This window comes from Kitasatospora sp. NPDC001664 (assembly GCF_053596675.1).
In genome coordinates this window covers 1-10062 of record NZ_JBSFGS010000068.1, presented here as the reverse complement: position 1 = coordinate 10062, position 10062 = coordinate 1, and the positions used below count along the sequence as shown (strand labels likewise).

10 protein-coding genes are annotated in these 10062 nt (G+C 74.7%); 3 read left to right on the top strand and 7 right to left on the bottom strand.

Going from position 1 to position 10062, the window contains the following annotated elements; genetic code table 11:
* Positions 1–103 precede the first annotated feature (103 nt).
* Positions 104–1072 carry an AraC family transcriptional regulator gene (locus ACWCYY_RS40265; RefSeq protein WP_449798911.1) on the top strand — a complete coding sequence of 323 codons (969 nt, stop codon included), beginning with the start codon at positions 104–106 and terminating at the stop codon, positions 1070–1072.
* A gap of 153 nt (positions 1073–1225) precedes the next feature.
* Here ACWCYY_RS40265 and ACWCYY_RS40260 read toward each other — a convergent pair whose 3' ends face one another.
* The 5 genes from ACWCYY_RS40260 to ykgO form a co-directional block, all read right to left on the bottom strand.
* On the bottom strand, positions 1226–1525 hold the full coding sequence (locus tag ACWCYY_RS40260; RefSeq protein ID WP_449798910.1) for a hypothetical protein: 300 nt from the start codon (positions 1523–1525) through the stop codon (positions 1226–1228).
* A gap of 2 nt (positions 1526–1527) precedes the next feature.
* The gene (locus tag ACWCYY_RS40255) at positions 1528–1854 is read right to left on the bottom strand and encodes a hypothetical protein (protein WP_380149695.1); all 327 of its coding nucleotides are present in this window, start codon (positions 1852–1854) and stop codon (positions 1528–1530) included.
* Positions 1855–1925: 71 nt separating this feature from the next.
* Positions 1926–3041, bottom strand: coding sequence for an NAD(P)-dependent oxidoreductase (locus ACWCYY_RS40250; RefSeq protein WP_449798909.1), 1116 nt, complete (start codon positions 3039–3041; stop codon positions 1926–1928).
* Complete coding sequence (locus tag ACWCYY_RS40245) at positions 3038–4306, bottom strand: MFS transporter (RefSeq protein ID WP_449798908.1); 1269 nt, start codon at positions 4304–4306, stop codon at positions 3038–3040. Before ACWCYY_RS40245 ends, ACWCYY_RS40250 begins: the two co-directional genes overlap by 4 nt.
* Positions 4307–4468: 162 nt before the next feature.
* A complete protein-coding gene (gene ykgO / locus ACWCYY_RS40240; RefSeq protein ID WP_380149692.1) occupies positions 4469–4591 on the bottom strand; it encodes a type B 50S ribosomal protein L36 in 123 nt (40 codons plus the stop codon).
* A gap of 141 nt (positions 4592–4732) precedes the next feature.
* On the opposite strand from ykgO, the gene ACWCYY_RS40235 reads away from it, so the two are divergent.
* Entirely contained in the window at positions 4733–5974 is a 1242-nt protein-coding gene (locus tag ACWCYY_RS40235) for a hypothetical protein (protein ID WP_449798907.1), read from the top strand.
* A gap of 75 nt (positions 5975–6049) precedes the next feature.
* On the opposite strand, the gene ACWCYY_RS40230 is transcribed toward ACWCYY_RS40235, so the two are convergent.
* Complete coding sequence (locus ACWCYY_RS40230) at positions 6050–7597, bottom strand: AMP-binding protein (protein ID WP_449798906.1); 1548 nt, start codon at positions 7595–7597, stop codon at positions 6050–6052.
* A gap of 102 nt (positions 7598–7699) precedes the next feature.
* Positions 7700–8446 carry a PIG-L deacetylase family protein gene (locus tag ACWCYY_RS40225; RefSeq protein WP_345288214.1) on the bottom strand — a complete coding sequence of 249 codons (747 nt, stop codon included), beginning with the start codon at positions 8444–8446 and terminating at the stop codon, positions 7700–7702.
* A 183-nt stretch (positions 8447–8629) separates the two neighbouring features.
* Here ACWCYY_RS40225 and ACWCYY_RS40220 point away from each other — a divergent pair, with 183 nt between their 5' ends.
* Positions 8630–9847: an erythromycin esterase family protein gene (locus ACWCYY_RS40220; RefSeq protein WP_449798905.1), complete on the top strand. Its 1218-nt coding sequence runs from the start codon at positions 8630–8632 to the stop codon at positions 9845–9847.
* Positions 9848–10062: the final 215 nt, after the last annotated feature.

Genomic DNA, 10062 nt, shown 5'->3' with positions numbered 1-10062 from the left:
TGCCGCTCGTGATCCGACAACACCAGCTCGGCCAGCCTCGGCCCAGGACGTCCCATGCACTGACCAACGACGGATCAAGGACTCAGGACACTAGAACGCCGCCGTGGACATCCTGAGCGACACCCTCGAAGTCCTGCGCACGGGACGCCCGATGGTGACCCGCACCGACGCGCACGCCCCGTGGGCCCTGAGGTTCCGGCCCATCTCCGGGGCCGGTTTCCACGTGGTCGTCGAGGGCCACTGCCACCTCCTGCCCCCGGACGGACGGCCGGTCGCGCTCGGCCCCGGCGACATCGTCTTCCTCCAGCGCGGCAGCGGGCACGTCCTCTGCGACCTGCCGGGCCGCGGACCGGTGGACTTCGTACCGGAGCGCGTGGACCGCTCCTCACCGATCGGCCGGCTCACCGTGGACGGCCCGGGGCCGCGCACCGTCCTGGTCTGCGGCGCGTACGCGATCGACGTCGACCGCCCGCACCCCCTCTTCGGCGACCTGCCCGAGGTCATCCACCTCCCCGCCGTCCCCGGCCGCCACCCGGTGCTGCGCTCGGCGGTCGACCAGCTGTGCGCCGAGTTCCACGCACCGCAGCCGGGCTCGGACGCGGTCGTCACGGCCCTGGTCGATCTGCTGCTCCTGTACGTCCTGCGGTCCTGGTACGCCGATCTCCCGAAGGACCGCACCCGTGGCTGGGCCGCCGCCCTCACCGACCCGGCGGTCGCCCCCGCCCTCAAGGCCATCCACGACGACCCCGGCCACCCCTGGACCGTCGAGTCCCTGGGCACCCGCGCCGGCCTGTCCCGCGCCGCGTTCGCCCGCCGCTTCACCTCGGTCGTCGGCGAACCCCCGCTCACCTACCTGACCACCTGGCGGATGGCCACCGCCGCCCGCCTGCTCCAGCGGTCCCCGTCCTCCCTCGGCACGATCGCCCAACGCACCGGCTACACCTCGGAGTTCGCCTTCGCCAAGGCCTTCAAACGCCACTTCGGCACCCCGCCCGGCGCCTACCGCAGGCAGGCCAGGACCTCAGTCGACGAACGGAGCGGGCACGAGCGGGAGCAACTCCCGTCCGAATAGCCTCCATCGAGGCGGTCGCCTCGGGCAGCGGCGCACTGTCGAGGAGGTGCGCGGCGGCGCGGACGGCTTCGGACCGGGTGATGCGGCGAATCTTCATGCTCCGATGCCACCACCGGCCCCGGGCGGCGCTTGCTCATCCGTCCTGACGGAGGGTCAGAGCGAGTCCAGCAACAGGAACCAGATACCGAAGGTGAAGAAGTAGGTGCGGCGCGCGATCTCGCGCGGGCCGCGGTGCCGCCGGATGCCGCGCACGATCGTCAGCACCGCGATCGGGAGGTGCGCGACCAGGAACCACGACGTGAACGCCCGGTACCCGGCCCACCACGTGCCCAGCGAGACCGTGGCCACCAACACCAGCCCCAGGTGCGCGTACTGGATGTGCTTCCCGCCGTCCCACACCGCGTCGGAGTGCTCCTCGTGCCGGTCCTCGCCACCGGCCTGGCCCGCCGACACCGTCAGAACCCTTTCAGCAACGCGCCGAACAACGCGCCGAGTGCCCGGACGACCGCCTCGACCACGAGCCTCCCGGGCCACCAGAAGGTCCAGAAGAAGCCGAACACCACCGCCGGCCACCACCCCCACCGCCGCACGACCCGGTCCGTCGTCAGGAGCAGGAAGGCGGCCCCGTGGCCACCCGCCAGGCACCAGCCGAAGACCGGGGCGCCGAACCGCAACGACAGCCAGGCCCCCGCGACCACACCCGCCGCCCCGCCCCAGGCCATCGTCACGCCGAGCCGGCCGACGTCCCCCTCGGTGCCCTTGGCACTCGCCGTCTCCCCCATGCGCCCCCCGTTGACGTCCTCACCGAAGGATTCCCGCAGCGCCGCGGCCCCGAACTGCCCACTGCTGAAGTTCAGTTCGGCAAGCGGAGTTCAGTCGGGTTCAGGAACTCCGCGAACGCGGCGAGCAACCGCCGGGAGGCGTCCCGCATCGCGGACCGCGTCATCCCCGCCGCGTGCGGCGAGAGCGTGCAGAACGGGTTCCCGGCGAGCGCGGACTCGTGAGCTGCCACGCCCTCCCGTTCGAAGACGTCGACACCGGCCGCGGCCAGACCGGCCGACGGATCGCGCAGGACCCGGTCCAGGGCCGCCTCGTCGACGACGCTCGCCCGCGCCGTGTTCACCAGCACCGACCCGGGGCGCATCAGGCGCAGCTCCGCCTCCCCGAGCAGACCCGCGGTCTCCGCCGTGGCCGGGACGTGCACCGAGACCACCTCACACTCCGTCAGGAGCTCTGCCAGCGAGCCGACCCGCCGCCCCGGCCACCCATCCGCCCGTTCGGGGGTGAACCGGGGCGAGCCGTGCACCAGCACCTCGGCCCCGAAGGCCGCCGCCAACCCGGCCACCCGCCGGGCGACGGCCCCACTGCCGACCAGGCCGAAGCGCGCACCCGCGAGGCCGCCGACCGGCAGGCCGGCCACCGCGCCCGCCCAGTCGCCGCCGTGCAGGGCGGCCGAGCGGCGCGAGACGCCGCGCAGGGCGTCGAGGGCGAGCGCGAGCGTGAGTTCGGCGACGGCGGCGGCGTTGGCACCGGGGGTGGTCAGGAGGGTGACGCCGACCTCTCGGGCCGCCGCGTGGTCGAAGGTCTCGGAGCCGCTGGCCGCGCGCCCTGCCACGGTCAGGCTGCGCCGCAGCCCCGGTGCGGTGGCACGGGAGAGGACGGTCCGGGTGAGCGGGATGCCGGCCCGGCACTTGAGGGCCTGGTGGCCCCGGCCGCCGTCCTCCAGGTGGACGGCGAGTTGGTCGGCGTCGAAGCCGTCGAAGTCGACGACGGGCCAGCGCGCGGCGATCCGGGTGCGCAGCGCGGGGTAGGTGACGCGGCGGAGGTTGACGGTCGGCAGCAGGCCCATCGCCTCGAAGGCCGCCAGTTCGGCCCACGCCTCGTCAGGCGGCGCGGTGTCCACGACCAGGACCCGGCCGGACGGCGCCGCGCCGCTCACCGCCGCGCCGTTCATCGGCCCGACGTTCACCGACTCCTCGCGGAGAGGGCGACGGCGGGCAGGATCGCCAGGGAGAGGACGCCACCGGTGAGGGCGAGTGCGGGGTAGCTGGTGGCGGAGACCATCAGGCCGGAGGTGATGCCGCCGGTGGCGCCGGCCAGGGCGATGGTGACGTCCACCATGCCCTGGGTGCGGGCGCGGGTGGCGAGCGGGACGGTGTCGGTGATGATCGTGGTGCCGGTGACGAGGCCGAAGTTCCAGCCGATGCCGAGCAGCGCCAGGGCGAGGGCCAGCAGGCCGACGGAGTCGGCGGGGGCGGTGGCGGCGAGCAGTCCGGCGGCCAGCAGGGTGGCGCCGGAGGCGAGGGCGAGCGGCATCCGCCCGTAGCGGTCCACCAGCCAGCCGGTCAGCGGGGAGGGCAGGTACATCGCGCCGATGTGGACGGCGATCACCAGGCCGGAGGCGGCGGTGCCGTGGCCGTGGTCGTGCATGTGGACGGGGGTCATCGTCATGACGGCGACCATCACCAGCTGGGTCACCACCATCACCAGCACGCCCAGCAGCAGCCCGCCCGAGCCGCCGGCCACGCCCTCGGGGCCCTCCGCCCGCCCAGGCTCCGACGCTCCGTCAGCGGGCTGCGCCGCGGCCGCCTCCCGCGCCAGCAGCAGCGGATCGGGCTTGAGGAAGACCGCGAGGACGGTCGCCGCCAGCAGGTACGCGGTCCCCGACAGCAGGAACGGCCCGGCCAGGGCGGGGATGCCGAGCGCCTCGGCGAACCGTCCGGTGGGTTCGGCCAGGTTGGGCCCGGCCACGCCGCCGAGGGTGGTGGCGACCAGGACGGTGGAGACGGCGCGGGCGCGGCGGTCCGGGGCGGCGAGGTCGGCTCCGGCGTAGCGGGCCTGAAGGTTGGTGGCACTGCCCGCGCCGTAGACGAAGAGCGCGAGGAAGAGGAGCACGGGCTGGTCGAGGACCGCCGCGACGATCACCCCGGCGGAGCCCAGCGCGCCGACCAGGTAGCCACCGGCCAGGCCCGGCCGCCGGCCCCCGGTCTGCGAGATGCGGCCGACCGCGACGGCGGTGAGCGCGGATCCCCCGGTGAAGAGGGCGCTGGGCAGGCCGGCCAGGCCGGTGGAGCCGAGCATCTCCTGGGCCAGCAGCGCGCCGACGGTGATCCCCGCCGCGAGACCGGCTCCGCTGAGGATCTGCGAGGCGACCAGCACCCGCAGCACGCGGCGCTGTGCGGCGGCCCGCTCGGGTATGGGGGCGGCGGGGCCGGGGGCGGCGGCGCTGGTCATGGCTCTCCGAGGTGGTGGTCGGTGCACCCGGACGGGCCTGTCCGCGTGCACCGACGATCGTGCCAGGCCCAGGCGCGGCGCCACAGGCGGCCCCACGACTGACCGGCAACCGCCCCGCAGCTGCCCCGCAGGGACCGGACGGTCGCCGAGGTCGGACGGGGATCAGCCTTGGCGGCCCTTGTAGCGCGGGTCCTTCCGGTTGATCACGTAGACCTTGCCACGACGGCGCACGATCTGGGCGCCCGGCTTGCTCTTCAACGAGCGAAGCGAATTGCGAACCTTCATGCGAATGCCTCCAGAGGGGTCGTCAGACGCGGGTGCGGAGTCGTCGGTCCACAACACGGAACACGGAGGCTTCATTCCATCCAGGACGTCACCGGTAATCCCGGTGACAACGGCGCGCCGTCTCGGGCAGGATGCGCGCCGATGAGCGAGATGTCAGCGGACGACGGGCCCAGGTACGCGCGGGCCGACACCCTGGAGGGCCTGCTCCAACGCGGCCGTGGTCTGGGCGCGATCCTGGCGGCCCGCGACCCCGTGGCGGCGGCCGAGCCGGTCCTCGACAGCGTCCGCCGCTACTGGCGGTGGGACTCGGTCGACCAGCGGGGTGTGTACCTGGCGCGGCTGTTCCGCGACCTCGGGCTGCCGCTGGGGCCGGTGGTCGAGCTGCTGTCCGCCGACCGCGGGGCGTGCGAACGGGCCACCGAGGTACTGGAGTTGCTGGCGCTGACGGGCTCGGTGCAGGCCCGGGAGGTGCTGCGGGAGCACGTCCGGACGGGGCCGCACTGGCTGGACGTCCTGGAGTCGGTCGCGGACCGCTGGCCGGACGAGTGGTGGCGGGACCTGGCCGAGGTCGCGCAGGCGAGGCTCGACGGCGACGAGGAGCTTCGGGAGGACGAGGACGCCCGGGAGACCATGCGCTTCCTGTTCGCACCTGACGGCACGCCACATCCCTCGCGCCGCCTGAGCTCCGTCGAGGTGATGCCGTCGAGCGCCCGGCTGCTGGCGCTGCTCGCCGACCCCTCCGCGCCCGAGGGCGAGAAGGGCCCGGCCTTGCGGCTGCTCTCCCACCGGGCCCCCGAACCGGGGCTGCTCCCCCTGGTGCCTTCGCTGGGCAGCTCGTACGGGCCCTTCCCGGCCCCGTTCCTGGTCGCCGCCGTCCGCCGCTGCGGCGCCCTCGCCCTGCCCGCGGCCCGCACCTGGGTGACGGACGAGCGCCACTGGTTGGCCTGGATCGGGCTGGAGGTGCTGGCCGAGCACGGTGAGGACGTCGACCTCCCGGTGCTGGCCGCGCACCTCACCGCCGAGTACCGGCAGCGGAACTGGTGCGGCCCCAAGACGCTCGCGACGGGCCTGGCCCGTTTCGGCCCCGCCGCCGCCGAAGCCGTGCCCGTCCTGCGCCGGTACTGGCTGAACACCCCGCACTCGTACGAGCGCGCGGACTACCTGCGGGCCCTGGCCGCGATCGACCCCGAGGGACTGGAGGAGGCCTGCACCGAGTCGCTCTGGGACTGCGAGGCCGACGCCCGCCTGCTCGCCGTCGCCGGAGCGCCGGACCGGCCGGCCGTACGGGAGCGCCTGGAACAGCTCCGTGACGACCCGTTGGAGACCCCGGAGGTCCGCCAGGCCGCGGCCCGGCGCCTCGACCGGGCCCGTCCCGACGGATGAACACCACTGGTGCGAGGGTCAGTCCGGCGCCCCCACGGCGGTGCGCGGGCACGGTCCCGGCCGTGGGGCCGGTGGTCAGTCGGCGAGGAGGGCGCGCAGGCGCTTCTTGTCGGGCTTGCCGACCGGGGTGAGCGGGAGTTCGGGGACCAGGTGGAGGGCCTCCGGGGCGTAGATGCGGCCCTTGTGGGTGGTGACGTAGGTACGGAGCTCCTCGAGTTCGGGCTGCCGGCCCGGGGCGGCGACGACCACGGCGTGGACGTGTTCGGCCTGGTGGGCGTCGCGGACGCCGAGCACCGCGACCTGGGCGACGGCAGGGTGGGTGAGCAGCAGGTCCTCGACCTCGGACGGGTGGACATGGCCGCCGACCACGATGATCTTGTCCGACTGGCGGTCGGTCAGGTAGAGGTAGCCGTCCTGGTCGAGGTAGCCGATGTCACCGGTGTGCAGCCAACCGTCGCGCAGCACCTGGGCGGTGAGGTCGGGCCGCTTCCAGTACCCGGCCATCAGGCCGTAGGAGCGCACGTGGATCTCGCCGACCGCCCCGGCCGGCAGCTCGGTGCCGGTCTCGTCGCGGACCACCACCTGCACCCCGGGCAGCGGGCGCCCGACCGGGATCCGGCCGTCGGGGCCGACCCGGTCGTGGTCGTGGGCCTCGAGGACGGCGATGTTCATCGCCTCCGACATCCCGTAGCCGCTGGTCAGGATCGGCCCGAACACCCCGATGGCCTCGCGCACGCGGGTCGGTGAGGCGACGCTGCCGCCGTAGCTGACGCGGTGCAGGCTGGAGAGGTCGGTGCGGCCGATCGCGGGATGGTCCAGCAGGCGGTGGAGCAGCGGGGGCAGGACCCAGAGGTCGGTGATGCGCTCGCGTTCGACGGCGGCCAGGACCTCACCGGGGTCGAAGGAGCGCTGGAGGATCACCTCGCCGCCGTGGTGGAGCGTCAGATCGCTGAGCACACCGGCGAGGTGGGCGAGCGAGGTGGCGGCCAGGAAGCGCGGGCGGCGCCCGTCGGCGGGGCCGAACGGGACGTCGAAGGCCCGGCGGTAGGGGCCGTGCAGGCTGAGGATGCCCTTGGGGACGCCGGTGGTGCCGCCGGTGTGCCGGATGCCCAGGTGGTCGTCCGGGCCGACCGCCACCGCCGGGGGCCCGTCGGGCCGGCCGGCGGCGGCCGCGATCACGTCCTCGCCGATCGCCTCCCCCTCCGCCTTCGGGGCCGGACCCAGGGACAGGACGGTCGGCACGTCGACCAGGGCGAGCAACTCCGGTGCGTCCGCGTACCGTTCGGCGTCCACCAGGAGGACGGCGGTGTCGACGCTGGTGACGATCTCGGCCAGCACCTCGGCGCTCATGCCGTCGTAGAGGTTGACCACCCGCGCGCCGGCGACCCCGGCCGCGTGCCGGGCGCTGAGCGCCTCGGGGGTGTTGCCGGTGAGCAGGGACACGGTCGTGCCGCGACCGGCGCCCCGGGCGATCAGCTCGTGGGCCAGCCGGTGGGTCGCCGCGACGTACTCGCCCGCGGTGATCCCGACGCCGTCGGCGGTGGTGAGCACCACGCGGTCCGGTTCACCGGTGAGGGACCGGAGGATCAGGGCGGGCGCGCTGACGAACTCCGGCTCACTCATGGCCTGTTCCTCCTGCGGTCGTTGGTTGGTGTCCGAATCGACAGCCTAGACGAGCGCCCGGTCGCCGTACGGGGTTTTCCCACCGCCGCCCCTGACGCCGTGTCACCCCCCGACCGGGCCCACCTGGTGGCGGACGTACCACTCGGTCCCGGTCAGCGCCTCCCGCTCGTCGGCGCTCATCGCGGCCAACCGGCCGGGCAGGGCGCCGCGTTCGACCTCGCTGCGGTGGGCGAAGATCGCGCAGAGCTTGGTCCGCACCCACGGCCGGACGTCCACGGCCACCCCCACCAGCTCGTCCGGCATCGCGTACGCCGCCCGGCCCGGCCTCACCAGCCGCCCGCCCAACTCCCGCGCCACGGACTCCGGGTGGGTGGCCGCGTAGACGGCGGCCGGCCGCCAGGCGGGCCCGGCCTCGGGGTGGAGCAGGCCGAGGCCGGCGGCTTCGGCGGCGAGCAGGGTGACCTGGTGGGTCCGGCGGTGGTCGGGGTGGCCCGTGAGACCGCCGTACGCGTCGTGGGTGAGCACCACCTCCGGCCGGAACTCCCGGATGTGCGCCACCAACCGCCCCACCGCCTCGTCCAGCGGCACGTCGCACCAACGCGCCGCCCCCGGCGCCGACTCCGCCACCTTCGCATCCGCGTACCCGAGCAGCCGCGGCTCCCCCGCCCCCAGGATGCCGACCGCCTCCGCCAGCTCCGCCGCGCGCCCGGTGCCCGCCGCCCAGGTCGCGGTCACCACCCCCGTCCGCGCCCCGGCAACGGCCCGCTCGGCCAGCACGCCACCGGCCGCCAGCGACTCGTCGTCCGGGTGCGCGAACACCGCCAGAACGCTTCCCGCCGCCTCGAGCATCACGTCTCCCCCTGCCGTCACGGTGGCTCGCCGCGCCCCGACGACCACGGACCACCAAGCCTGCCAGCCGACACCGGGCCGGGCAACGCGACCGCGCACACGCGGACGGACGGACCGTCAGAAGCGCCGTACCAGTGGGTTTAACCAATGGTGCGTACCGGCACGGACGGATAGCGTGCCCGAATGACCTCAGTGATCCACCAGGCCTCCCGGCCGTTCGACGGCGCCGCGCTCGCCGCCCTCCTCCCGCCCGACGTCCGCCTGCTCGGCCTCGGCGAGCCCACCCACAACGTCGAGGTCTTCCTGGACCTGCGCAACGACCTCTTCCGCCACCTGGTCGAGCACCACGGCTACCGCTCCGTCGCACTCGAGAGCGACGCCCTGTCCGCCTCCGTCGCCGACGCCTTCCTGGCCGACGGCACCGGCAGCCTGGACCACGCACTCGAACACGGCATCAGCCACGGCTTCGGCGCGCTCACCGCCAACCGTGAGCTCCTGCAGTGGATGCGGGCCTGGAACACCGCGCACCCGCCTGATCAGCGCCTCCGCTTCCACGGCGTCGACGCCCCTCTGGAGATCACCGGCGCCCAGGGCCCCGGCCCAGCCCTGCTCGCGCTGTACGACCTGCTCGCCGAGCACCTCGAACCGCAGTGGAACCGAGCGGAGTTGGTGGATCTGCTGGGCCCGGAGGAGCGATGGTCCGACCCCGCGGCGCTGACCGATCCGTCGGCCTCGGTCGGCCGCACCCCGGAAGCCGCCCGACTGCGCCTGGCCGCCGACGACCTCAGCACCCTGCTCGCTGCCGAGGCGCCCCTGCTGGCCGCCGCCACCTCGCCGGACCGGCTCTGGCGAGCCGGGCTGTACGCCCGCACGGCCCGCGGGCTGCTGCGCTACCACTCCGCGCTGGCCGACGACGGGCCCGGCCGGATGAGCACGATCATGGGCCTGCGCGACCTGATGATGGCCGACAACGCCCGGGCCGTGGTGGAGCGCGAGGCCGACCGGGGCCCGACCCTGCTCTTCGCCCACAACCGCCACCTCCAGCGCGAGAAGAGCGTGGTGCCCTTCGGCGACGGACAACTGGCCTGGTGGGGCACCGGCGCGCTGCTGGCCGAGCGCCTGGGGCCCCGCTACGCCTTCGCGGCCTCGACCTTCGGCACCCGCGGGCACGACATCGCCGCCCCGGACACCCTGGAGGGCCTGCTCGCCGCCGAGCAGCCGCACGCCCGGGCCGTGGTCGACCCGGCCCTGCTGGCGGCCGCCCTTCCTCCGGGCACCCCGCCCCGGATCACCGCCGACCCGACGTCCTTCGCCCTCGACCCGGCCACCGTCGCACTGACCGACGCCGTGCTGTTCGTCCGGGAGATCGCGGCCACCCCGGCAGCGGCTCAAGGGACCTGACGCCACGGCACGGCCAGTGCGGTCGCCCGGAGTTGCGGCCTGTCGGCACGACCGCCGGCCCTCGGCGGAGCCACCCGCCCCGGGCCGCGGCTCGCCGTGTTTCCGGTGCACGGGCCCGGCCGCTAGTGTCCTGAGTCCTTGATCCGTCGTTGGTCAGTGCATGGGACGTCCTGGGCCGAGGCTGGCCGAGCTGGTGTTGTCGGATCACGAGCGGC